The 21200-nt window shown below is 61.9% G+C and carries 21 protein-coding genes and 1 tRNA gene; 13 read left to right on the top strand and 9 right to left on the bottom strand.

The features are described from left to right. Positions 1 to 46: 46 nt before the first annotated feature. Positions 47 to 676 (bottom strand): invasion associated locus B family protein, encoded by a 630-nt coding sequence (locus EN824_RS07130; RefSeq protein ID WP_135864814.1) that lies wholly within the window; start codon positions 674 to 676, stop codon positions 47 to 49. 232 nt (positions 677 to 908) lie between these two features. Between EN824_RS07130 and EN824_RS07125 the strand changes: the two genes are divergently transcribed. From EN824_RS07125 to mgtE, 4 genes are all read left to right on the top strand, one after another. Continuing rightward, positions 909 to 2729 carry an extracellular solute-binding protein gene (locus EN824_RS07125; RefSeq protein ID WP_127278993.1) on the top strand — a complete coding sequence of 607 codons (1821 nt, stop codon included), beginning with the start codon at positions 909 to 911 and terminating at the stop codon, positions 2727 to 2729. A 16-nt stretch (positions 2730 to 2745) separates the two neighbouring features. Further along, the gene (locus tag EN824_RS07120) at positions 2746 to 3426 is read left to right on the top strand and encodes a DsbA family protein (RefSeq protein WP_135880360.1); all 681 of its coding nucleotides are present in this window, start codon (positions 2746 to 2748) and stop codon (positions 3424 to 3426) included. A 491-nt stretch (positions 3427 to 3917) separates the two neighbouring features. Next, on the top strand, positions 3918 to 5810 hold the full coding sequence (locus tag EN824_RS07115) for an ABC transporter ATP-binding protein/permease (RefSeq protein WP_167531431.1): 1893 nt from the start codon (positions 3918 to 3920) through the stop codon (positions 5808 to 5810). A 270-nt stretch (positions 5811 to 6080) separates the two neighbouring features. After that, on the top strand, positions 6081 to 7445 hold the full coding sequence (gene mgtE, locus EN824_RS07110) for a magnesium transporter (protein WP_135880362.1): 1365 nt from the start codon (positions 6081 to 6083) through the stop codon (positions 7443 to 7445). 56 nt (positions 7446 to 7501) lie between these two features. On the opposite strand, the gene gor is transcribed toward mgtE, so the two are convergent. From gor to rpiA, 3 genes are all read right to left on the bottom strand, one after another. Continuing rightward, a complete protein-coding gene (gor, locus tag EN824_RS07105; RefSeq protein ID WP_135918498.1) occupies positions 7502 to 8893 on the bottom strand; it encodes a glutathione-disulfide reductase in 1392 nt (463 codons plus the stop codon). Between the two features lie 119 nt (positions 8894 to 9012). After that, the gene (locus tag EN824_RS07100) at positions 9013 to 9639 is read right to left on the bottom strand and encodes a DUF2059 domain-containing protein (RefSeq protein WP_127872438.1); all 627 of its coding nucleotides are present in this window, start codon (positions 9637 to 9639) and stop codon (positions 9013 to 9015) included. Next, positions 9626 to 10357, bottom strand: coding sequence for a ribose-5-phosphate isomerase RpiA (rpiA, locus tag EN824_RS07095; RefSeq protein WP_127872439.1), 732 nt, complete (start codon positions 10355 to 10357; stop codon positions 9626 to 9628). Before rpiA ends, EN824_RS07100 begins: the two co-directional genes overlap by 14 nt. A gap of 249 nt (positions 10358 to 10606) precedes the next feature. Here rpiA and EN824_RS07090 point away from each other — a divergent pair, with 249 nt between their 5' ends. From EN824_RS07090 to EN824_RS07070, 5 genes are all read left to right on the top strand, one after another. After that, positions 10607 to 11290, top strand: coding sequence for a phosphoglycolate phosphatase (locus EN824_RS07090; RefSeq protein ID WP_135880365.1), 684 nt, complete (start codon positions 10607 to 10609; stop codon positions 11288 to 11290). Positions 11291 to 11427: 137 nt separating this feature from the next. Beyond that, a tRNA-Val gene (locus tag EN824_RS07085) sits at positions 11428 to 11502 on the top strand. 272 nt (positions 11503 to 11774) lie between these two features. Continuing rightward, on the top strand, positions 11775 to 12032 hold the full coding sequence (locus EN824_RS07080; RefSeq protein ID WP_127280102.1) for a PepSY domain-containing protein: 258 nt from the start codon (positions 11775 to 11777) through the stop codon (positions 12030 to 12032). Between the two features lie 121 nt (positions 12033 to 12153). Next, a complete protein-coding gene (locus tag EN824_RS07075) occupies positions 12154 to 12888 on the top strand; it encodes a lysozyme inhibitor LprI family protein (protein WP_135932023.1) in 735 nt (244 codons plus the stop codon). A 114-nt stretch (positions 12889 to 13002) separates the two neighbouring features. Beyond that, positions 13003 to 13479, top strand: a complete 477-nt coding sequence (locus tag EN824_RS07070; RefSeq protein WP_135932022.1) for a hypothetical protein — start codon at positions 13003 to 13005, stop codon at positions 13477 to 13479. 3 nt (positions 13480 to 13482) lie between these two features. Here EN824_RS07070 and EN824_RS07065 read toward each other — a convergent pair whose 3' ends face one another. Next, on the bottom strand, positions 13483 to 15369 hold the full coding sequence (locus tag EN824_RS07065; RefSeq protein WP_127280693.1) for a murein L,D-transpeptidase: 1887 nt from the start codon (positions 15367 to 15369) through the stop codon (positions 13483 to 13485). A gap of 211 nt (positions 15370 to 15580) precedes the next feature. Continuing rightward, positions 15581 to 16327 carry a 3-oxoacyl-ACP reductase family protein gene (locus EN824_RS07060; protein ID WP_135932021.1) on the bottom strand — a complete coding sequence of 249 codons (747 nt, stop codon included), beginning with the start codon at positions 16325 to 16327 and terminating at the stop codon, positions 15581 to 15583. Positions 16328 to 16427: 100 nt separating this feature from the next. Between EN824_RS07060 and EN824_RS07055 the strand changes: the two genes are divergently transcribed. Together EN824_RS07055 and EN824_RS07050 are read left to right on the top strand one after the other, a co-directional pair. After that, positions 16428 to 17042, top strand: a complete 615-nt coding sequence (locus tag EN824_RS07055) for a TetR/AcrR family transcriptional regulator (protein WP_135932020.1) — start codon at positions 16428 to 16430, stop codon at positions 17040 to 17042. A gap of 63 nt (positions 17043 to 17105) precedes the next feature. Next, a complete protein-coding gene (locus EN824_RS07050; protein ID WP_135932019.1) occupies positions 17106 to 17504 on the top strand; it encodes a rhodanese-like domain-containing protein in 399 nt (132 codons plus the stop codon). A 7-nt stretch (positions 17505 to 17511) separates the two neighbouring features. Here the strand turns inward: EN824_RS07050 and EN824_RS07045 are convergent, their stop codons facing one another. After that, on the bottom strand, positions 17512 to 18423 hold the full coding sequence (locus tag EN824_RS07045; RefSeq protein ID WP_135932018.1) for an alpha/beta hydrolase: 912 nt from the start codon (positions 18421 to 18423) through the stop codon (positions 17512 to 17514). 47 nt (positions 18424 to 18470) lie between these two features. Here EN824_RS07045 and EN824_RS07040 point away from each other — a divergent pair, with 47 nt between their 5' ends. Continuing rightward, positions 18471 to 18923, top strand: a complete 453-nt coding sequence (locus EN824_RS07040; RefSeq protein WP_127279942.1) for a MarR family transcriptional regulator — start codon at positions 18471 to 18473, stop codon at positions 18921 to 18923. A gap of 24 nt (positions 18924 to 18947) precedes the next feature. On the opposite strand, the gene EN824_RS07035 is transcribed toward EN824_RS07040, so the two are convergent. Together EN824_RS07035 and EN824_RS07030 are read right to left on the bottom strand one after the other, a co-directional pair. After that, positions 18948 to 19559, bottom strand: a complete 612-nt coding sequence (locus EN824_RS07035; protein ID WP_127872449.1) for a pyridoxamine 5'-phosphate oxidase family protein — start codon at positions 19557 to 19559, stop codon at positions 18948 to 18950. A 63-nt stretch (positions 19560 to 19622) separates the two neighbouring features. Then, positions 19623 to 19976 carry a DUF971 domain-containing protein gene (locus EN824_RS07030; protein ID WP_135915939.1) on the bottom strand — a complete coding sequence of 118 codons (354 nt, stop codon included), beginning with the start codon at positions 19974 to 19976 and terminating at the stop codon, positions 19623 to 19625. 192 nt (positions 19977 to 20168) lie between these two features. On the opposite strand from EN824_RS07030, the gene moaA reads away from it, so the two are divergent. Then, positions 20169 to 21164, top strand: a complete 996-nt coding sequence (gene moaA, locus EN824_RS07025; protein WP_135932017.1) for a GTP 3',8-cyclase MoaA — start codon at positions 20169 to 20171, stop codon at positions 21162 to 21164. Positions 21165 to 21200: the final 36 nt, after the last annotated feature.

The raw sequence follows: 21200 nt of genomic DNA, 5'->3' as shown, positions 1-21200 counted from the left end.
GGGCATGACCCCGCTTTTTTTGACACGATAATGAGTCGACGCCGGATCAGTTGGCGGTCTTCGCCTTATCCTGCTCGTCCTTGAGCTTCTTGGCGAAGTCCTGGTTGTTCTTGGCGACGAAATCCTGGAGCTTCTTCTGCCGGTCCTCGATGTCCGACTGCTGCAGCGGGGGGCCGTCATAGGCGCCGCTGAAGCCCTGCAGCGCGATCTTAATCGGGTTGGCCTGGTTCTGGAAATTAATCGAGGTCAGCGTGATCCCCTGACCCTTCTTGAACGAGGCGACGAGCTGGTCGGTCAGCGGCACTTCCGCCACGCAACGATCCGGGAAGCAGATGACATAGTCGAGCTTCTGCGCCTTGCCGGTGTCGATCTGCAAGCCGATGCCGGGAGGCACGAGGCGACCGGTCGGGACCGTCACCTGGAACACCTTGCGGTTCACCTTGCCCTTGAGCTCGATCAGGCTGACGCCGGTGACAAGCTGGCCATTGCCAGCGGTGACGATGTTCTGGACGTTGCAGATGTCGACGTCTTCCTGCTTGGTGCAGGCCTTGAACCAGCCCTGCGGTATCTGCTGCTGCTGCTGGGCGGAAGCAGAGGGAAGTCCTGCGCCGAGAAAGCCAACCACGCCTGCGGCCATGACCGACAGGCGGTACGCGTTGCTGTTCAGGCTCGTCATGTCGTGCACTTCCTCTCAATGATCCCGGGACCGGCTTTTTCGTGCCGTGTGGTCCAGCTACCTGTTGCCAAAATGAGGCAACAGAATGACTTCGGACGGCGTGTTACACTGCAAGCGGCGTCGAATCCAGCCCGCTCACTTGTAATTCTTGACGACGCCATTGGCCGCCACGCAGTTGCCCCATGCTAGGGTGCGGATCGAATCATCAAGCCGACCTGTTAAGGAGACGGTCATGGGCCGCGTTCTTGTTTGGCTGGTCACCGCACTATCGTTTTTCACCCTGTCGTCGCCACCGGCGTTGTCGGAGCCGAAATACGCGATTGCGATGCAGGGCGAACCGGCCCTGCCGCCGGACTACACCCATTTCAGCTACGTCAATCCCAACGCGCCGAAGGGTGGCAGCATCACCTATTGCGTCGTCGGCAGCTTCGACAATCTCAACCCCTTCATCCTCAAAAGCCTGCGCACGACGGCGCGCGGCATGATGGACACGATCTTCGGCAATCTGGTGTTCGAGCCGCTGCTGCAGCGCAGTGCCGATGAGGCTTTTACTCTCTACGGACTTCTGGCTGACACCGCCGACATGGATGCCGAGCGCAGAAGCATCGAGTTCCACCTCAACCCGAATGCCAAATGGTCGGATGGTCAGCCGGTAACGCCGGAAGACGTGCTGTTCACTTACGATGCCTATACGCAGAAGGGCCGGCCACCCTACAGCGACCGCATGGCCAGGATCGCCAAGCTCGAAAAGACCGGCGACCATAGCGTGCGCTTCACCTTCAACGACAAGGCCGATCGTGAGTTTCCCCTGATCATCGCGCTGACGCCGATCATCCCCAAGCACGCTTTCGACATCGATACTTTCGACAAGACGACACTGAAGCCGTTGATCGGCAGCGGTCCCTACAGGATCGCACAGGTGACGCCCGGCCAGCGCATCGTCTTCAAGCGCAACCCCGACTACTGGGGCAAGGACGTTCCCGCCAAGCGCGGTTTCGACAACTACGACCAGATCACCATCGAGTATTTTCTCAACGCCAACGCCAAGCTCGAAGCCTTCAAGAAGGGGCTTTGCGCCATCGACGACGACGGCGACCCGGTGAAACGCGAGCGCGATCTCGACTTTCCCGCCTTCCATAGAGGCGACGTGATCTCTGAAACCTTCGACACCGGCATCCCGCCCGTCGTGACCGGGTTCCTGTTCAACACGAGACTGCCGAAATTTTCCAACCCGGTGGTTCGGCGCGCACTCGGCATGCTCTATGATTTCGAATGGGCCAACAAGAATCTGTTCGGCGGCAAGTACACCCGCACGATGAGCTATTGGCAGAATTCCGAGCTTTCAGCGCTCGGCCATCCGGCTGACGACAGGGAAAAGGCGCTTCTGGCCCCCTACCCCGGCCGCGTGCCGGCCGACGTCATGGACGGCACCTGGAAACCGCCGGTGACGGACGGTTCTGGCCAGGACCGCAAGGTGCTGAAGACCGCTTTCGATCTTCTGAAAAGCATCGGCTACCACGTGAATAATGGCACGATGCTCGATCCCGACGGCAAACCTTTCGGCTTCGAGATACTGACCGCATCGCAGGACGAAGAGCGCCTGGCCGGCATCTATCAGCGTACACTGGAGAAGATCGGCATCAACGTCAGCATACGCAGCCTGGACGGCGACCAGATCCAGTCGCGCAAGCAGCGTTTCGATTTCGAGGTGCTGATCGGCTCCAGCGGTTTCAACAACTCGTTGTCCCCCGGCATCGAGCAGATCGGGCGCTGGTCGTCCGCAGCGGCCAGGACCGAAGGATCGTTCAATCTCGCCGGCGTCGCCGATCCGGCGATCGATGCGGCCATCGACGCAATGCTGCGAGCCCGTTCGAAGGAGGATTATGTCGCCGCTGTCCGCGTGCTCGACCGGCTGCTGATCTCCGGCAATTACCTGGTGCCGATGCAGTACAACACGCAACAGTGGCTTGCTTACTGGAATTATCTGGAACATCCGCGAAAGACGCCCATATTCGGTTATCAGCTGCCGACCTGGTGGCGCAAACCGAACTGAAGATCCGGAGATAGAGATGAGCGAAGCGAACGCCATAACCGTCGATGTGGTGTCGGACGTCGTCTGCCCGTGGTGCTTCATCGGTCAGAAGCGGCTGGACAAGGCGGTGGCGGCTGCCGGTGATGTCGAAGTGCACATACGCTGGCGGCCGTTCCAGCTCGATCCGACCATTCCGCCGCAAGGCAAGGACCGCCACGAATACATGCTGGCCAAGTTCGGCAGCGACGAGCGCATTCGCGAAATTCACGCCCGCATCGAACCGCTTGGCGAAGCCGAGGGCATTTCCTTTGCCTTCGATGCCATCAAGGTGGCGCCGAACACGCTCGATGCGCATCGGCTGATCCGCTGGGCCGGGGCCGCCGGCGAGGACGTCCAGAACCGGCTGGTGCGCCGCCTGTTCCAGTTGAATTTCGAGGAAGGCGCCAACATCGGCGACCACACCGTGCTGGTCGAAGCTGCCCGCGAGGCCGGCATGGATGCATCTGTTGTTGAAACGCTGTTGCCGAGCGATGCCGATGTCGAAGCGGTTCGCACGGAAATCGCCACCGCGTCGCGCATGGGCATCACAGGCGTGCCGTGCTTCCTGCTCGAGGGCAAATATGCGGTGATGGGCGCGCAGGACGCGGACACGTTGGCTGATGCGATCCGTCAGGTAGCGGCCGCCAAGGCGCGTGGCGAGTTGGAAAAGGCCGGCTGAGCCAGCCATCCCCGCGCCGATAGCAAGAGCAGGCGTTGCGTGAGCAAACTGAGCTCCGCACGCCATGAATCGGACATCAAGGACGGCCTGTTTCGGGAATTCTGGTCAGTTCCCGATAAGAAATTCGGCCGGCCCAAAGGACTTTTGAGTCACAAAACCGTGTGCGGAGCTTCCCTAGGGGAAGGTTTCTCGCGGCCATCTGCCTAGAGCCTAATAGATTGAAATAAATAGAGATTTTATGGGTTTTGTCAGGCATTCGGGTGGCGATCCAGCCATCGATATGTTGCCTCAGGGCAACGACTGCGGACGCAATCTCGCATCCCCACTTTAAAAATTAATGGAAAATGATCAATTGGTGTTACCATCCGTAACAAAACAAAAAAGGTTTGGGCGGGATCGTGATTCGGATCGGCAGACGATCGCAAGAGTCAGTACCGGATGGACTACAAGGCGATGCCTCAGGGCGGTCGCATCTGACGCCGGTATCCTCGATGCGCAATTTTTGGGGCCTCGTGCGAGCCTACTGGGTCTCGGACCGCTGGAAGGAAGCCTGGACGCTGACGCTGGTGATCGCGTTGCTCACCGCGCTGTCCAGCAAGGCCAGCGTGTGGTTCGCCATGGCTTCGGGCGAATTGGTGAATTCGATCGCCTTCCTGCACGATGCCGCCAACACTCGCCCGCTGGAGACAATCCTGACCAACGCCGGGGTGCTGGTGCTGCTGGTCCTGCTCAAGGATGCCGGCTTCACCGGTATACGCAATCTCGTCTCGGCAACCTTGCACCGCAAATGGCGTGGCTGGCTGAACGACCAATTCAACCAGGCCTTGCTCGACGGCAACCATACCCATTTCCATGCTCAACATGGTTCCGCGGACGGCGGCATCGTTGCGCCCGACAACGTTGACCAGCGCATCCAGGAATCGATCAAGGACATGACCGGCGGTGCGATCGGCCTCGCCATGGGCGTGCTGGGGCTGGCGACCTCGCTCTACTTTATCGGCCAGAACCTGTTGCAGTCGTCAGTTGAGGTCAAAGGTCTGGAGTTCCTTGGCAGCTATGGCAGCGCCGTTCTCGCCCTTCTTGCCGTTGCCACTTACGTGCCCCTAAACACCTGGATCGCCGTCAAGCTCGGCAGCCTGCTGGAACGTCTCAATATTCGCATGCAGAAGGCCGAGGGGAGCTATCGTAGCGAACTTACGACATTTCTGCGCCGCAGCTTCCATGTCGCCGCCTCACATGGCGAAGGCGTGCAGAAAGCGATGCACGACCGGCTCTATGTCGACATTGATCGTACCTGGGGACGGCTGAATGTCGTCAACACCAGCTATATGTCGTTCGAACTAATCTACAATTTCATCGGCGCCCGCATGGTAGCCTATGCTCCGGGCCTGGTGCCGTTCATCCACAGTCGCCTGGACTATAAAGGCTATATCACCGGCTCCGAAATGGTTGCCCAGCTCATCAGCCAGTGTTCGTGGTTCATCCATGTCATGCCCGCCATCGCCACGCTTCGCGCCAACAGCCAGCGTGTGACTGAGCTCGCCAACGCGATCGAGAATGTCCAGCACCCGCAGGAATTCTACAGCCAGAGCGGCCGTTCCGACTTCCACTACGCCAACCAGAATCCGGTTTTCGGCCTGACCATCCAGAAGCTGGAGTTGGCGCACCAGGGCGAGGACGCGACGCCATTCCTCAGTTCCGCCAACTTGCGCTTCCGGCGCGGCGAATGGACCTTCCTGAAAGGCGAATCCGGTTGCGGCAAGACCTCGCTGATCAAGGCGATCAACGGCTTATGGCCCTACGGCCGCGGCACCATCGTCTTCCCCGAGGGCGTGAAGAGTTTTTATGCCGCCCAGGAGGTCAAGCTGCCGCAGGTGTCGCTGAAACAGCTGGTCTGCCTGCCCGGCTCCGAGCGCGACCATGGCGATGCCCAGGTTGCGTCCGCGCTGCACAAGGCTGGCCTTGGCGATTTCATCGAACACATGGCCAATGAAAGCCGCGAGGGTAAAAGCTGGGATCAGGTTCTGTCGGGCGGCCAGAAGCAGAAGCTTGTGGTGGCTCGTATCATACTGCAGCAACCGGGGCTGCTGTTCCTCGACGAAGCGACCGGTGCTCTCGATCCTGACGGCAAGATTGCCTTCCACCAGGCCATCAAGGACAACTGCCCCGATGTGACGGTGATCAGTGTCATGCACGAAGCCGTGGCGCCGAGATCGGCTGCGGGGACCGAGTTCTACCACTCGATGGTCTTGATTGCCGACGGTGTCGCCACCAAGAAGCCGCTCGCCCCGAGCCTGCCCGTCGAACTCACCACGATCCTGGTCCAACCAAGGCCGGTCGAGGACAAATGGACGCGGTTCTCGCGCCGGCTGAAGCAGAAATAACGACGACGTAACGGGAACTTCCGCGTCAACCCGCGCGCCGTGATCACAGTCTCGCGATCAGGGCCGTTCGGGACTGTTTTCCCTCCTCACCGCGATTGACTCGGCAAGGCTCGCTCCTATGTTGCGCCGGCTTGCAGACAGTCAAAAGCGAACCCGCAAGCAGAAAGGTCACCGCGCCATGCCTGGCGATAGTCACAGTCGAACGCAACCGCCGTCCGCCTAGACGTGACCTGAATGGTTCACGTCCTGCCGGACGGCAAGGAGTGAACCATGAACGATTTTTTCCCCGTAGCGGACGATGAGGCCGTCGCCATCGCCCGCATCCTTGCCAACGACCACGTCGCCGACGTTGTCGAGGCGCTCAATCATGAAACGCGCGAAACCGCGACGGAGCTGCTTTGCGCCGTGCCCTTCGAACGGCTGGTCGAGATTTTCGACCAGCCTGAGCTCGAAAGCGCGCCCGAATTGGCGGAGGCCCTGCCGCGCCCCAAGGCGAGCAAGCTGCTCACCGCCATGTCCGTCGACCGCGCGGCCGACATTCTGCGCGAACTCGACGAGCCGGCACGCTCCGAACTGCTCGGCGCATTGGCCCCGCCACTGCGCGCGACCCTGCTTTCCATTCTGGGCTATCCCGAAGGCAGCGCCGCCTCGATCATGACGACGGAGTTCGTCAGCGTTCCCTCCGACTGGACCGTGGGGCGCACGCTCGATTACATCCGCAAGGTCGAGCGGACGCGCGAGACTATCTACGCAATCTACATCGTCGATCCGCAAACACACCTCCTGGTGCGGTCGACGGGCTTGCGGCGGCTCATCACCGGTGAGCCGGGCGACTCGATCCTGTCGGTTGCGCCCGACCGCATGCCGGTGACGGTCAGCCCGCTGACCGATCGCGAAAACCTGGCGCAGACGATCTCCAAATACGATCTGCTCGCCGTCCCGGTCGTCGACCACGGCAAGATCCTCGGCATCGTCACCATCGACGACATCATCGACACGATGATCGAGGAGACCACGGAGGACGTGCATCGGTTCGGCGGCATGGAGGCTCTGGACGAGCCGTATATGAAGATGAGCTTCCTCGCCATGATCAAGAAGCGTGGCGGCTGGCTTTGCGCGCTGTTCATCAGCGAGATGCTGACGGCCAATGCGATGCAAAGCTACGAGGGCGAGCTGGAGAAAGCGATCGTGTTGACGCTGTTCATCCCGCTGATCATGAGCTCCGGCGGCAATTCCGGCTCACAGGCTACCTCGTTGGTCATCCGGGCGCTGGCGTTGCGCGAGATCGGCCTTCGTGACTGGTGGCGGGTGGCGTTGCGCGAATTGCCCACCGGTCTCGTGCTCGGCGCCATGCTCGGCGTGGTCGGCGTCTGCCGGATCGCGCTCTGGCAATATATGGGCTTCTACGACTATGGCCCGCACTGGCCGCTGATTGCCGCAACGGTTGGTGCTGCACTGGTCGGCATCGTCACGTTCGGCTCGCTCTCGGGGTCGATGCTGCCTTTCGCCCTGAAACGGATCGGTTTCGACCCAGCCAGTGCGTCAGCGCCGTTCGTCGCCACGCTGGTCGATGTCACCGGACTGGTGATCTATTTCTCGGTGGCGCTCGTCATCCTGCGCGGCACGTTGCTATAGCGGTTTGACTGCCGCCGCCGGCCAGGGCTGGTGGCGGCGCGCCGGTAGGCGAGGCGTCAGATGCGCTCGCCGTCCTTCACCCGATAGGTCGGCTTGTACATGGTGACGAGCTCTTCTGCCGCGGTCGGATGCACGGCCATGGTGCGATCGAAATCGTCCTTGGTCAGCCCCGCCTTCAGTGGGATCCCGAGCAGCTGCGCCATTTCGCCGGCATCCGGCCCCAGTATGTGGGCGCCGAGAACCTTGCGCGAAGCGCCGTCGACGACCAGCTTGATCAGCATCTTTTCGTCACGGCCCGACAGCGTGTGCCGCATCGGCCGGAAGCTGGCGCGGTAGATTTCGATATCGGCGAAGCGCTTGACGGCTTCGTCCTCCGACAAGCCGACCGTGCCGATTTCCGGCTGCGAGAAGACGGCGGTCGCGATCGTGTCGTGATCGGGCGCGGTCGGATTGTTCTTGAACGCCGTTTCGACGAAGCACATGGCTTCGTGAATCGCCACCGGCGTCAGCTGGACACGGTTGGTGACATCGCCGATCGCCCAGATATTGTCGATGTTGGTGCGGGAAAACCGGTCGACCTTGATCGCACCCGTCGCGGCGGTCATCTCGATGCCTACGCCTTCCAGGCCCATATTCTCGGTGTTGGGGATGCGGCCGATGGCCAGCATCACCTGGTCGACCGTTAGCACCTGCCCGCTCGTGAGCTGCGCGTCGAGCCGCCCGTCCGGCCGCTTGCTGACCGATTCGGAGACGGCATGGCAAAGGATTTTTATTCCCTTCTTTTCCATCGTCTCATGCAGCGTGCGCCGCAGGTCCATGTCGAAACGGCCAAGGATTTCCTTGCCGCGATAGACCAGCGTGGTGTCTACGCCGAGGCCGTGAAAGATGTTGGCGAACTCGACCGCGATATAGCCGCCGCCCTCTATCATGATCGCCTTCGGCAGCTCCTTGAGATCGAAAGCCTCGTTGGAAAAGATACAGTGTTCGTGGCCGGGCAGTGCCGGATGGGCAGCCGGACGGCCGCCGGTGGCGATCAGGATCTGATCGGCGGTGACGGTGCGGTCCTCGCCCAGGAGATGGATCACGTGCGGGTCGACGATCATCGCCCGCGAATGAAAGGTCTCGCCACCCGAGCCCTCGACATTCCTCTTGTAGATCGCTTCCAGGCGGCTGATCTCGCGGTCCTTGTTGGCGACCAGCGTTTGCCAGTCGAAGCTGGCTTCCGGCACCGTCCAGCCATAACCGGCGGCGTCGGCAAAATGCTCGGGAAACTGCGAGGCATAGACATAGAGTTTCTTCGGCACGCAGCCCCTGATGACGCAGGTGCCACCGAAACGGTATTCTTCGGCGATACCGACGCGTTTGCCGAGTGCTGCCGCGACCCGCGCCGCCCTCACCCCGCCGGAGCCGCCGCCGATGACGAAGAGGTCGTAGTCGTAACCGGCCATGAAGCGGCTCCTTGAACGTCGAAAATGTGAGTGACAGGTAGGCCGCAAACCATCAAAAGAAAAGCCCGGACAGGCCGGGCTTTACAGATGGCCGCAAGGGCCGCGTTTGAAATGCAGGATCAGTTCTGCGTGCCGTCGGCGGGAGCCGATCCGTCCGCGGGGGCGGCGCCATCCGCCGGGGCCGCATTGTCTGCCGGAGCGGCGCCATCGGCGGGCGCGGGCGTAGGCGCAGCCACCGCCTTCGCTTTTGCCGCCGCCGCCAGAGTTTCGCCGACCTGCTGGGCAAGATCGCGGGCTACGCCGTTCTGCCAGATGTCGGCGGCCTTGACGAGGTCACGCGTCACGGTCGGGCCGCTGTCGAGCAGCTTCTTGCCGGACTCGGAACTGTAGAAGGCCGCGATGTCGGTGAGCTCCTTTTCGGAAAACACCTTCGCATAGGCAAGAGCCGCTTCCTTCTCGAGGTCCGCGCGGCGCGAGGCCAGCGCCAGCGCCTTCTCGTTTATCGTCTTGCCGATCAGCTCCTGCATGTCAGGGTTCTTCTGGATGAGCTGCGATTCGAGCGCCGCGGCGGCCTGCGGCAGGATGTTGTCGAACGGGTCGGTCGCGTGGATCGCGGCGACCGCGGCGCGTGCGGCCTTCAGATGCGATTCCGTGACGTCCTGCGCGAAGATAGGCGAGGAGAACGCGAAGACAGCCGAAGCCGCCACGAGAACTGAAAGACGGCGAACCCGGTTATGCAACATCATGATCGGTAGAACTCCCTGGTTTTCGGGCGGCATGGACGGTTTGGATACCGTCGCCGCCGGCGATGATGGCCGCTGACGCCAGCCCGATGAAAAGACCATGCTCGACCACGCCAGGAATGGCGTGGAGAGCATTCGAAAGCGCTCTTGTATCCGGAATGCGGCCAAAAGATGCATCGAGGATAAAATGGCCGCCGTCTGTAACAAAAGGCTGGCCTCCCGTCATCCTCAATGTCACCGGACCGGAAAGGCCGAGATTTCCGGCCACCACGGCCACGGCGATCTCGGTCGAGCGCAGGCCGAACTGATTGACTTCGATGGGAAGAGGAAACCGGCCGAGCGTCTCGACCATCTTCGAACGGTCGGCGATGACGATCATGCACTGCGAAGCCGCGGCCACGATCTTCTCACGCAGCAGCGCACCGCCGCCGCCCTTGATCAATGTCAGCTCACCGTCGACCTCGTCGGCGCCGTCGACGGTGAGATCGAGCTCGGGTGTTTCCTCCAGCGTCGACAGCGGCACACCGAGTTCGCGGCACAGCGCGGCGGTGCGTTCCGAGGTCGGCACGCCGATAATGGTCATGCCTGAGGCAACCTTGTCGGCGAGCAGCCGCACGAATTCCTCGGCAGTGGTGCCGGTGCCGATGCCGAGCCGCATGCCGTCGGTGACATGGGCAAGAGCCGCCCGCGCGGCCTCGACCTTCAATTGCCTCGCATCCATGCTGCTTGCTGCCCCGAAACCTGATGCACGTCGCCCAACAGTGACCTCGGTTTGGGAACGACATGCATGAAACAAAAACCCAAGGCGTGTCGCATGGGTCCGTTTCGATGCGACGTGCTTTGGCGTTTGGGCTCCTAGCATTTTTGCTGGCCGGGTCAAAGCCCTTGGCGGCTGCGCCACCAGTTTGCTTGCCTTAAAGCGTCGCAGCCGCTATCGCCTGCCGATGCGCAAACCTGCTCAGGATGGATCATGAGTCGCCCGATCATCGTGTTCGACCTCGACGGAACGCTGATTGACACGGCGCCGGACTTGCTCGACAGCCTCAACCACAGCCTGGCGGCCAGCGAACTGGCGGCCGTCGACGAAGCCGGCTTCAAACGCTTCGTCGGCCATGGCGGCCGGGTGATGATCGAACGGGCGCATGCCGCGCAGCAACGATCCCTCAAGGTTGAGGAGCACGACCGGCTGCTGAAACTGTTCCTTGATCACTACACCGACAACATTCCGGGCAAATCCCGCCCCTACCCCGGCGTGATCGAGGCGATTGCCCGCTTTGAGAAGGCCGGCTATCTGCTGGCCGTCTGCACCAATAAATACGAAGCCAATTCGCTGGCGCTGATCGAGGCGCTCGGCCTGACCAGGCATTTCGCGGCAATTGCCGGACAGGATACGTTCGCGTTTCGCAAACCGGATCCGCGCCACCTGATCGAAACCATCAAACTGGCCGGTGGCGATCCGCACCGCGCCTTGATGGTCGGCGATTCGCAAACCGATATCGACACTGCCAAGGCCGCCGGCATTCCTGTCGTCGCCGTCGATTTCGGCTACACCGATCGTCATGTGCGCGAGTTCGAGCCCTCGGCGGTGATATCGCATTTTGATGCATTGACGCTCGATCTGGCACAAGGGCTGATCGGCGCCGCCGCACACTGAGCGCCGGGGACGAAATCTCTCCGGAACGGGCCAGCCGGGACCGCAAATCCGATCTGTGTGAGAACACCAGACACTGCCTTGACTTAACCGGCCGGCCTCCCTTATATCGCGGCTCGCTTGGCCTTCGGGCAACGAGCGGGCGATTAGCTCAGCGGGAGAGCACACCCTTCACACGGGTGGGGTCGCAGGTTCAATCCCTGCATCGCCCACCATCCAACCTGAAGAAATCGTTGGATGTTCGGCCGCAATCAAATTCTCTTGAAAGCTTACTGGCGCGTAGGACAAGGCTTGCTGGCGCGTAAGCAAATGTAGGCCAGTGCAAAATCATGGTCGGAAACTCGACGTTCTAAGTCGTCCGAAAACACGGCGGGTTTAGATGTCTTTCGTCGGCGCGGTCACGCTTCTTTTGGGCCAACAGTTCCCTGCCTCCGGAACCAACCAATACACCAGCGAGTTTCCCTCCGTCGAAACCTGAGGGAAAACCATGTCCAGATTTCTGCTGGCGACCAGCGTCGCCGTTCTTCTTACCAGCGGATCGGCCTTTGCCGCGGATGAAGCCCCCCTGCCGCCACCCAATGCCAAGAAGCTGTCGGAGATCATCGCGAAGGTCGAGCAACGCGACGGCTTTCGCTACGTGAAAGAAGTCGATTGGGACAAAGACGGCTACACCGTCACCTACTACACCTCGGACAAGGCAAAAGTCGAAATCGACTTCGATCCTGTGACGGCCGAACCAAAATAAGGTTCGCAGGGACCTCGTCGCCAATGCGCTGCCTCCGAGCATTCTCAGCGACGAAACGCGGGCCCACATTGTCCATCCTGGGGTATGTTATGCCTTGGACAAACCTGTTGGCTTGGGGGCTATGATGCGATGTTTCGCTGGAACCTATTTTCTGTCTGTACTCGCCATCATCCCAGCCGACGGCTTCCTTGCCGTTTCTCCCGCGCGAGCCGATGGCCCGTCCTTCGACTGCGCCAAGGCTGCAGTGCCCGCGGAAAAAGCGATCTGTGCCGACCCGCGGCTGTCGGCGATCGATCTGCTGGTTTCGAAGGCGTTCAAGGGATTCGAGCCGGCGTTCGGCGGCGACAAGCGCAGGATTGCCCGCGGGCTGATCGCCGACCGCAATGCCTGCGAGAGCGATACGGCCAGCGCCCTCAACAACGCCTTGCAGACCTATGGCAATGCGCCTTCCTGGATCCAGGACTACAACATCGCGCTGATTGGCAAGAAGGCGCTCGAAGCCGCCGGGCGAAACCCCGGGCACGTCGATCAGCCCCTGCCTTCGGCTATCGGCCAATGCGCATCGACGCACATCAAGACGCTTAGCGCCCGGCTCGGCGACGATCCGCTGGAAACGGCCAGTCCCGAAGCGGGCAGCGCGACCACGTTCACCAATGGCGGCGGGGCTGTCTCCTATGATCGCGAGGCCGGCTTGGCCGCCTCGAAGGTCGGAGAACCGGTCGTCATATGCCTGATCTCGATTCCCAGGGACTGCCCCAAGGACGACGACCGTGGCCGGGTCTATTATTCCGTCGACCTCGTCTCGAAAGGCTCCTGGGCTCTGCCGGATTCGCAGCATATGTGCGGCGGCGCCTGAACGGCGGTTTCATCCGTCCGCGTCGGGCCACGACGCTGACAGTCTCTGTCTCCCCTTGCGTCAATTCGCCATTGATGGCTGATTGTGGAGTGACCGGGCTTCACGGGGGTGGGCATGTCGACTGCGAAGCACTTGATGAAGCGCGTCCTGATGATGCTCGCCGGCTATTTTGTCGCGATACTGGTTGGCCTGATCGCCGTGGTGGCGATCTATGCCGCGCTGAGCGCCCTGCCCAACGCGCCGGCCTATTTCGACTTCATGGGCGTCTCGCCGATCGCGGCCTTTGTGGTGCCGCCGCTCGGCATGTTCATCTATTTCCTGACGGTTGTGGTGACAGCGCCGCAGACGCTGATTTTCGCGCTGATCGCCGAGTTCTTCTCCCTGCGCAGCGTCCTGCTGCACATGTTCTTCGGCGCCGCGGCGGCCGCCGGCGGCTTCTTCCTGATCTGGCCGAGCGCGGCGGAAGACGTGGATCTGGAGCGCTGGGCCGACATCGGCATCATAGCCGCCGCTGGTCTTGTGGCCGGGCTGGTCTATTGGCTGATCGCCGGGCGCGACGCCGGTTTCCGGCGCCCGCTGTCGGAGCGTTGACTGTTAGCTCGACGGTGAGCGCACCGCCTCGGTCGCGTCCAGGGCCTGCTTCAGCCGCGAGTCGCGGTCATAGACGTCGCTGAAATACTCGACCTTGCCGGACATGTCGGGCCAGGCGGTGAAATAGGCGACATAGACCGGGATCTTGCGCGTCACATCCTCGGTCGAGTGTCCGTGCTTCAGCTTCTCCGCGATATAATCGACAGAGGTGCCAAGCACCGCCGCTGCCATTCCTCGCGGATCCTGCAGGCGTACACAGCCATGGCTGAGCGCGCGCATGTCCTGCTTGAAGAATGATTTCTGGGGCGTGTCATGCATGTAGATCGCATGCTTGTTGGGGAACAGGATCTTCAATTCTCCCAGCGCATTGGCCTCGCTCGGCTGCTGGCGCACGCTGTAGGGAATGTTGGCGCCATAATCGCCCCAGTTGATCGCCGACGACGGAATGCGCTTGCCGCGTGAATCCGTCACCTCATAGCCGGCACGGTCGAGATAGCCGGGATCGCCACGCAACCTCGGCAGCATTTCGTTGACGATGATCGACTGCGGCACGCCCCAGTAGGGATGGAAATCGACCTGCTTGATCTGGTCGTAGAAGAAGGCCGTCTGGTTGGTGACACGGCCGACGACGGCGCGTGTCTTCAGCTTTTCCTGGCCGTCGTCAATGTAGCTTGCGGTGAAGGCGGGCTGGTTGATGAAAACACGCGGACTGCCGAGATCGGAAGGCAGCCAGCGCAGTTCTTCCAGCGCCACCTGAACCTTGAGCAGCCTGTCGGCCTTCGACGTGCCGGCAAGCAAGGCGACGGTGCGCGGTCCGATGACGCCGTCGCCCTTCATGCCCTCCTTCTGCTGCACCGCCTTGATCAGAGGGACCAGTTCGGGAACATAGACTTCGCTGGTTGCCAGCCGCGACAGAACCTCGCCATAGGTGCCGCCCATCTCGTCATCGAGATTGCGCGCGATCAGCGACAGGAGCTTCGGCAGTTCGGGGCTGGTTTCGCCCGGCTTCAGCAGCAGTTTCGGATCGACGACGATCTCGTTCTCGGCGCTCGCCTGCAGTGACTCCAGTTCGACGCGCAGCGCCTGGTATTCTGCATTCTGCGGATGGCGCGATTCGAGGTAGGTGCGAACTTCCTGTGTATGCGCCAGTGTTTTCAGCACGCCCACCATGTCGAGCGGCTTGGCCGGGAAATCGTAGTAGCCGGTCATGCGGTTGGGCTCGACACGGCCGCTCTGGGCGTCATGGGCGTAACGCAGGACACGCGCGGAAAGCGCCATCTCGAAACGGACGAGTTCCTTCAACTTGGCTGCGTCGTCCGCCGAGGTCGAACCGAGCGCTGGCACATCGACCGTGTAGTCGGCGGGCGTGAGGCCGTAGCTGGCAGCCTCGCCAAGCACCCGCACGGCATCTTGCGCACGGTTGTTGGGGCTTGTCCCGCCTACCCAAATGAAATCCGGGTTGGCAGAGTAGTAGGCGATCAGCGCCTTGGCGATGTCGGGCTCGGCATAGAGTTCGTAGTCGCTGAGGCCGGCAATGGCATCGTGGAAAGCAGCACCCGTGGCCGAGGGAACGAAAGCGGCATCTTGCGGCGCCGCCGGCTGCGGCGCGGCGGCCAGCGTCGAGAAGTCGACGCGCACCAGTCTGTCGGCCTTGTAAGTATAGTAGGACGGACTGCTGATCCTCGCACCGCCGCCGTCGCCACCGGCCGGCGCCTTCGGCTTGTGCTTTGGCGGAGGAGGCGGAAACTCGCCGTTCGGCTCATGCCTGATGCCGCCGCCGAACAGCATGTCGAAAAGCCCTTGGGCACCTGCCTGAGGCGTACCGAAAGCCAGCGTCGCCGTAATCGCCACCAGCGGCATCACGGTTGCTTTTTTACCGAGGAAGTTCATGGATCACCCGCTCCGGCCGCAACCGGTTCCCGTTCCGCACGCTAGACCGTCCCGCTAACCGCATGGCGGATGTAAGGCGCGACTATACCGATTCATACCGATTTCGTTAAGCTTTCATAAATTTCGGCGGGCCTGTTGCAGAACGGTTTCACAAGATCGTGACGGCCGGGGCGACCTTTGGGTCGCCCCGGCCGCGGGGATCCCTGCGTCTTCAGGCGTTTGCGCCACCGTCGATGGTCAGCGCGGCTCCGGTGACGAAACGGCCCTCTGGACCTGCGAGCCAGGCAACCATGCCGGCGATGTCCTCCGCCTTGCCGAATCGCGGAGTTGCCATCTTCTTTCGCTGATGTTCGGCATGCGGGCCGTCGGCCGGGTTCATGTCGGTATCCGTCGAGCCGGGATGGACGACATTGGCGGTGATGCCGCGTGGCCCGAGGTCGCGGGCCAATGCCTTGGTCAGGCCGACCAGCGCCGCCTTGCTGGTCGAGTAGGCTCCCAGGTTGGTGTCGGTGACCCGTTCGGCCAGATTGCTGCCGATCGAGATGATCCTGCCGCCCTCGCCCATGTGTCTTGCCGCCGCTTTCGAGGCGATGAACGGCGCCCTCAGATTGACCGACATGGTTTCGTCGACATCGGCAAGCGACAGCATATCGATGGGTGCGGCGCGCCAGATGCCGGCACTGTTGACCAGGATGTCGAGCCGGCCGAAGGCGGTCATCGCATCGGCAACCGCCTGGTCTATGGCTTCGGCGTCGCGGTTGTCGGCCTTGATCGCGATCGCGCGACCGCCCTTGGTCTCTATCTCGGCGACGACCGAGCGGGCCTGGTCCTCGCCATGCACATAGGTCAGCGCGACATCGGCCCCCTCCGCCGCGAGCCTTCGCGCGATTGCCGCGCCGATGCCGCGGCTGCCTCCGGTGACGAGTGCCGCCTTGCCGTTCAAATTCCTGGATGCCATCGGTTTCTCCATTTATGTAGTGATTGATACATAAATATCTGCCAGCCTTGCCTGATTGCGTCAACTCATTTATGTTTCGATCAACACAGAAATGAACGTCATGTCGGAAAGAGGCCGTCCCCGCACCTTCGATCGAAACGCGGCCCTGCGGCGCGCGATGGATGTGTTCTGGGCCAAGGGCTATGAAGGCGCGTCGATCAGCGACCTCACCGCGGCGATGGGCATCAATTCGCCGAGCCTCTATGCCGCCTACGGCAGCAAGGAGACCCTGTTCCTCGAGGCGGCGGATTTCTATTCCCGCGTGGAGGGCGCCGATATCTGGCTGGCGCTCGACGAGGCCGTGACGGCAAGGCAGGCGATCGAAAATTTCCTGCGGCGGACAGCCGATGCCTATTCTCAGACCGACCGCCCGCAGGGCTGCCTTATTACGCTTGGCGCATTGCATCAGGACAGCACGCGCGGCGCGATCTGTGACGATCTGCGCCGCCGTCGTGCCGAAAACCATTCGGCCTTGCTGAAGCGGCTGGAGCGTGGCGTGGCCGAAGGCGAGTTGCCGGCAAGCTTCGACAGCAATGCCGCCGCCACCTTCTTCGCGACGGTCCAGCACGGCATGTCGATCCAGGCGCGCGACGGCGCTTCGCGCGCGGCGCTGCTGGCGACGGTGGCCGGGGCAATGGCCGCCTGGAAGACCATGGCCGACACCGCCGAGGCGTGACAAACACCGTTCGTTGTGCTCGAAATTCGACTTGCTAGCAAACCAGCGGCCGGGAGGGACGACGTGAAAAAAGGGTATCGCGAACTGCTGGATGAGGCCAACGCCGAGATCGAAGTGGTTTCGCCCGAGGAAGCGGCAGGACTGCTTGAAGACGAAAGCACCATTTTCGTCGATCTCCGCGACCCTCGAGAGATCGAACGTGACGGCAGAATACCCGGAGCCAAGCATGTCACCCGTGGCATGCTGGAGTTCTGGATCGATCCCGAAAGTCCCTACCACAAGCCCTTCTTCGCTTCCGGAAAAAGCTTCGTCTTCTTCTGTGCCGGCGGCTGGCGTTCGGCGCTGGCCACCAAAACGGCGCAAGACATGGGGCTTTCGCCGGTCAAGCATATTCTCGGCGGCTACACGGCCTGGAAGGCAGCCGGATTGCCCGTAGAGTCCGGGGAAAAGAAGAAAGCCTGAATGCCGCTCAGTGGGCCAGCGACGCCCCGCGCTGCGTGGTCACGAAGCCGACGGCGCGTTCGACCACGCCCTTGTCGGCCAGAATGCGGCGATGGCCAAGCCCATCGGCCCAGTGAAGCCGCACATGGTCGCCTGCGCCAGCATAGCGTCGTGCGTGTTCAGCCGGCACTTCACGGTCATCGGGGGCATGAATGACCAGCGTCGGCACGGGCGCCTGGGCGAGCTGGCGGTCACCGGTGAATTCATGCAATGGCCGGCCAGAGAGATATTCAACACGGTCGGCCATGGCGATCTGCGAGCGGGGACCGACATTAAGCATGCGGCTGAAGTCGGCGAAGATTGCCGGCAGCGAGCTCGGTGCCGCGATCAGCACGAGGCGTGCGGCCGCCAGCGGCGGGATATCCTTGACGGAACCGGCAACGGCGTTGGTGGCGACGGCGCCGCCGAAGGAATGGCCGACGGCGGCCACGAACGGCCCGAACCATTCACCGGCCACTCTGGCGGCTTCGACGGCGTTGACCATGTTCAGGTGCCTGCCCCGCGAATGGCCGTGACCGGGAAGGTCGAGCGAGACGACCCTATAGCCGGCAGCGCGAAAACCTTCGATCAGGGCGCGCATATATTCGGTGCGCGAGCGCCAGCCATGGATGACAAGGACGCTGCCGGCAGGCTCGCGGCCGGGCTCGGGACGAAATTCATGAACCATGACGCAGCCGGTCGCGGTTTTCAGCCGGTGATGCCGCGCCTCGGCCATGAACTCCGCGGCGCGGTCGATGGCGCGGCGCTCGCCGTCAGTCAATGTCCTGGTGCTTGGCGTACGGCAGAACAATTCGAAAGCCGCGCGTCCGGTGATGCGCGGCGCGACATGTTCGGCCGCACCAAACACACCGCGGATGACCTTCAGCCCGAATGATGCCATAGTCAGAATCCATCCATACGTTCAAGCATGAACATAATAGTTCAAAGATGAACAATAAACAAGAGCTACCCTGGGACAACCCGCGTTTTCGCAACTGGGTCGCGGTGGCGCGCGCGTGCCATGTGCTGGAGCGCACGCTGGCGGTGAAACTCGCGCCGCTCGACCTGAAGCCAGCGCAACTCGACGTGCTGATGAACCTCTATCGCCATCCCGGCATGTCGCAGCACGACCTTGCCCGCAAGCTGCTCGTCGGCCGCTCCAACATCACCATGCTGTTGCCGCAGCTCGAGGCGCGTGGCCTACTGCGGCGGGAAGGCGATGAGAAGGACAAGCGCATCTTGCGGCTTACGCTGACCGAAGGCGGCGAGGCGCTGCTGATGCAGGCGCTGAAAGTGCATATGGCGCTGATCGAGAAGGCGATGAGCCAGTCGACGCCGGAACAATGCGACATGATCGGCGAGCAGATGCGCAAGATCTATGACGTGCTGAACGAGGCGTGATCGGCCTTTCCGCCCCTCAACTCACTACCACATCGATTTTTTAGCCCGCTCCGGCCATTCCCTGTCGTAGGTTTCGCCGTCGATATTCTTGCGGCTGGTGATTTCCAGGATCTTTCCGGGTGTCGGCAGCGATTTCGGATCGACATGCCTCTCCGGATTCCACAGTTCCGACCGCACGATCGCCCGGGCGCACTGGAAATAGACCGAATCGACATCGATCACGGTGACCGAACGCGCCGGCTTGCCGTCGACCATGAACGACGCACACGACGCCGCATCCGTGGTGATATGCGCCCGGCCATTGACGCGCAGCGTCGTGCCGGAGCCCGGCACCAGGAACAGCAGGCCGACGCGCGGGTCGCGGATGATGTTCTTCAACGAATCGGCACGGTTGTTGCCGCGCCGGTCCGGCATCATCAGCGTTTTCGCATCGACGATGCGCACGAAGCCCGCGAGATCGCCGCGCGGCGAACAGTCCAGCCCCTCTGGGCCGCTGGTCGCGAGAGCGACGAAGGGGGACGCTTCGATAAAGGCGGCGTATTCGGGAATGACATGGTCGAGTTCCTTGACCACGGAGGCTTCGCCGGGCAGTCCGTAAAGGGCTTCGAGTTGTTCGATTGTGGTGATGACCGACATTTTCCGTCTCCCGATCCGCCGCCCCTACTCCCGACACGTGACGTTTTGACGACGCAATGGCGGCTAACGATCGCGGCTCAGGCCCTTCTCGGCGAGTTCCGCGAGATAGACGCTCCAGCGTGCGTCCTTCTCGTGGCCGAGCGTGTGCAGGTAATTCCAGGTGAAGATGCCGGTGTCATGGAAATCATCGAAGGTGATGCGCACGGCGTAGTTGCCGACCGGTTCGATCTTCAGGATGGCCACATTGCGTTTGCCGGGAACCGTCACCCTTTGTTCCGGCGAATGGCCCTGCACTTCCGCCGAAGGCGACGCCACGCGCAGCAATTCCGCCGGCAGCTCGAACGGCTGGTGGCCCGGAAACGTCACGGTGAGCAGCTTGCGGTCCTTCGAGACCCTCAGTTCTTTCGGCGCCGTCATGGTCGATCCTGCTTGAATTCCCCTTCCCTACGCTGCTTCGCTCCGTACGCAAAGGCGTCAACGGTGTCCGACACGCAATGTCGGTCGGGGAATGTTACCAAAGATCAAGGCAAGCTATCTTGAATGGCGGGCTGGATCGTATCACATAGCTGTATATAACGACGCCGTTAACGGCCACGGAAACGCTCGAACATGAACATGATCGACCCCTTCGGTCGCACGATCAGCTATCTCAGAGTGTCGGTCACCGACCGCTGCGATTTCCGCTGCACCTATTGCATGGCCGAGGATATGGCCTTCCTGCCCAAGAAGGACCTGTTGTCGCTGGAAGAACTCGACCGGCTCTGCACCGTGTTCATCGAAAAGGGTGTCAAGCGGTTGCGCCTCACCGGGGGTGAGCCGCTGGTGCGCAAGAACATCATGCACTTGGTGCGCCAGCTTTCGCGGCACCTTGAAAGCGGCGCGCTGGAAGAGCTGACGCTGACCACCAACGGCTCGCAGCTTTCGCGCTTCGCCGCCGAACTCGCCGATCGTGGTGTCAAGCGCATCAACGTTTCGCTCGACACGCTCGATGCCGACAAATTCCACGCCATCACGCGCTGGGGCAATCTCGGCAAGGTCATGGCCGGCATCGACGCGGCTCAGGCGGCCGGATTGAAAGTCAAGCTCAATGCGGTGGCGTTGAAGGATTTCAACGACGTCGAACTGCCCGAGATGATGCGCTGGGCGCATGGCCGCGGCATGGACCTGACCGTCATCGAGACCATGCCGATGGGCGAGATCGACGCCGACCGCACCGACCAGTATCTGCCGCTGTCGCTGCTGCGCGCTTCGCTTGAGCGCCAGTTCACGCTGACAGATATCCCCTTCAAGACCGGTGGCCCGGCCCGTTATGTCCATGTCGCCGAGACCGGCGGAAAACTCGGCTTCATCACGCCGATGACGCATAATTTCTGCGAAAGCTGCAACCGGGTCAGGCTGACCTGCACGGGCACGCTCTATATGTGCCTTGGCCAGGAGGATGCGGCCGATCTGCGCGCGCCGTTGCGCGCGTCCGAAGGCAACGAACTTCTCGCTGACGCCATAGACGAAGCCATCGGCCGCAAGCCGAAAGGTCATGACTTCATCATCGACCGCCGCACCAGCCGCCCTTCGGTGTCACGCCATATGAGTGTCACGGGCGGCTGACCTTCTCGTCTGTCTGTGCAAGAATTGCCCCGCAAT

It is taken from the genome of Mesorhizobium sp. M8A.F.Ca.ET.181.01.1.1, from assembly GCF_004792025.1.
GTDB lineage: Bacteria > Pseudomonadota > Alphaproteobacteria > Rhizobiales > Rhizobiaceae > Mesorhizobium.
The sequence above is the reverse complement of the archived record's forward strand: the minus strand, read 5'-3'. Positions and strand labels throughout refer to the sequence as shown.

Coding starts and splice junctions, on each gene's coding strand:
- EN824_RS07065 (WP_127280693.1), bottom strand. CDS start 15,369: ATGAACTTCCTCGGTAAAAAAGCAACCGTGATGCCGCTGGTGGCGATT.
- EN824_RS07100 (WP_127872438.1), bottom strand. CDS start 9,639: ATGATGTTGCATAACCGGGTTCGCCGTCTTTCAGTTCTCGTGGCGGCT.
- EN824_RS07130 (WP_135864814.1), bottom strand. CDS start 676: ATGACGAGCCTGAACAGCAACGCGTACCGCCTGTCGGTCATGGCCGCA.
- EN824_RS07075 (WP_135932023.1), top strand. CDS start 12,154: ATGATGCGATGTTTCGCTGGAACCTATTTTCTGTCTGTACTCGCCATC.
- gor (WP_135918498.1), bottom strand. CDS start 8,893: ATGGCCGGTTACGACTACGACCTCTTCGTCATCGGCGGCGGCTCCGGC.
- EN824_RS07040 (WP_127279942.1), top strand. CDS start 18,471: ATGAACAATAAACAAGAGCTACCCTGGGACAACCCGCGTTTTCGCAAC.
- EN824_RS07115 (WP_167531431.1), top strand. CDS start 3,918: ATGCGCAATTTTTGGGGCCTCGTGCGAGCCTACTGGGTCTCGGACCGC.
- EN824_RS07055 (WP_135932020.1), top strand. CDS start 16,428: ATGTCGGAAAGAGGCCGTCCCCGCACCTTCGATCGAAACGCGGCCCTG.
- EN824_RS07060 (WP_135932021.1), bottom strand. CDS start 16,327: ATGGCATCCAGGAATTTGAACGGCAAGGCGGCACTCGTCACCGGAGGC.
- EN824_RS07080 (WP_127280102.1), top strand. CDS start 11,775: ATGTCCAGATTTCTGCTGGCGACCAGCGTCGCCGTTCTTCTTACCAGC.
- EN824_RS07070 (WP_135932022.1), top strand. CDS start 13,003: ATGTCGACTGCGAAGCACTTGATGAAGCGCGTCCTGATGATGCTCGCC.
- EN824_RS07090 (WP_135880365.1), top strand. CDS start 10,607: ATGAGTCGCCCGATCATCGTGTTCGACCTCGACGGAACGCTGATTGAC.
- moaA (WP_135932017.1), top strand. CDS start 20,169: ATGAACATGATCGACCCCTTCGGTCGCACGATCAGCTATCTCAGAGTG.
- EN824_RS07035 (WP_127872449.1), bottom strand. CDS start 19,559: ATGTCGGTCATCACCACAATCGAACAACTCGAAGCCCTTTACGGACTG.
- EN824_RS07030 (WP_135915939.1), bottom strand. CDS start 19,976: ATGACGGCGCCGAAAGAACTGAGGGTCTCGAAGGACCGCAAGCTGCTC.
- mgtE (WP_135880362.1), top strand. CDS start 6,081: ATGAACGATTTTTTCCCCGTAGCGGACGATGAGGCCGTCGCCATCGCC.
- EN824_RS07125 (WP_127278993.1), top strand. CDS start 909: ATGGGCCGCGTTCTTGTTTGGCTGGTCACCGCACTATCGTTTTTCACC.
- EN824_RS07120 (WP_135880360.1), top strand. CDS start 2,746: ATGAGCGAAGCGAACGCCATAACCGTCGATGTGGTGTCGGACGTCGTC.
- EN824_RS07045 (WP_135932018.1), bottom strand. CDS start 18,423: ATGGCATCATTCGGGCTGAAGGTCATCCGCGGTGTGTTTGGTGCGGCC.
- rpiA (WP_127872439.1), bottom strand. CDS start 10,357: ATGGATGCGAGGCAATTGAAGGTCGAGGCCGCGCGGGCGGCTCTTGCC.